Origin of the sequence: Zooshikella ganghwensis DSM 15267 (assembly GCF_000428585.1) — a bacterium.
GTDB classification, from domain to species: Bacteria; Pseudomonadota; Gammaproteobacteria; order Pseudomonadales; family Zooshikellaceae; genus Zooshikella; species Zooshikella ganghwensis.
In genome coordinates, this window is sequence record NZ_AUAF01000412.1 from 1 (window position 1) to 1,118 (window position 1,118).

A 1,118-nucleotide genomic window follows, 5' to 3' on the forward strand; every position below is an offset into this window, starting at 1 on the left:
TTCGCAGCCTGAATTGTAATACCAATGAGGGATCAATTCACTTCTAACTAATTGATTTTTCTTATTTATTCAGCTTTTTGTCCTGTACATAGATATTCAGCTTAGTGCTAAAAAAACTCACCTATTGAATTTGACGAGTTATTTTATAAATCACAAAGAAAATATAAGGCTTTCATTGTATAAAGCCATATGTTATTAAGCATAATCATGCTTTAAACGATAAAATGTGAGCCTTGGAGTATAGTTGATGTGCATAAGACAAATCATTGAGAGTGATTGGGACTCAATTGAACAGATTCAAGCGCAGTCTTATTATGAAGTCGAAGCTGAAGATATTAGTGTTTTAAAAAGTAAGTGGGTCGTATCACCATGTACCTGTAAAGTTTTTGCATATGATGGTTGTGTTCTTGGCTATTTGTTAGCCCATCCTTGGGCAAACAAAGCTCCGCCGAAGCTCCATGAAAAAATTACTGTCTCAGAAAAAGCATGTTCACGACTTTACCTACACGACTTAGCGGTTGATCAGCATTCAAGAGGTAATGGTGTTGCGCATAGGTTAGTAGAGGATTTATTAGAAACTGCATTAGCTGCAAATGTTCAGGAAATAATGTTAGTTTCGGTGCAACTTACTACGCCATTTTGGTCAAGGTATGGATTTAAAAAAGATAATAATGTAGCTATTTGCCAAAGCTATGGTCCCAGTGGATGTTTAATGAGAAAAGAAATGTAATCGATAAGGAATTAAAAAATGTTCTTTTCATACTGCTGCATTATTGTTTTAAGCGCTCAAATTGTCCATCAGCCAAAAATATTATTAAAGGATTACTAAACAAAGTAGCGTTTCCCCTACCCCGCTTCCTCTATCGCTTTCCTTATCTACTTCAGCTATCCGTTTTAAAACTTTACTGTGAAAGTACATCAGAAAATGGTATGAGTTTAAGCCTTCGAAAAAGTATTAAAAGTGTATTTCTAATTTCTTGGATGCTGGTATCTTTTCCAGTTGAGTCGATTCAACCAATAGAAATTTATTAATAAATAAAAACCACGTCCTATGGGCGTGGTCATCGTCAGCGAAAGGCTATGCCTGAATGATCTGCTCATGGTATTCGTTTACTTGG

Annotated in this window: 1 protein-coding gene; it reads left to right on the forward strand. The window is 35.3% G+C overall.

The window, feature by feature from the left end; all coding sequences use genetic code 11:
- Positions 1-247 precede the first annotated feature (247 nt).
- Positions 248-730 carry a GNAT family N-acetyltransferase gene (locus F607_RS32365; RefSeq protein ID WP_038292733.1) on the forward strand — a complete coding sequence of 161 codons (483 nt, stop codon included), beginning with the start codon at positions 248-250 and terminating at the stop codon, positions 728-730.
- The last annotated feature ends 388 nt before the right edge of the window (positions 731-1,118 follow it).

Bases quoted from the DNA above. Each gene is read 5' to 3' on its own strand.
- F607_RS32365 (WP_038292733.1), top strand. From the start codon at position 248: ATGTGCATAAGACAAATCATTGAGAGTGATTGGGACTCAATTGAACAG.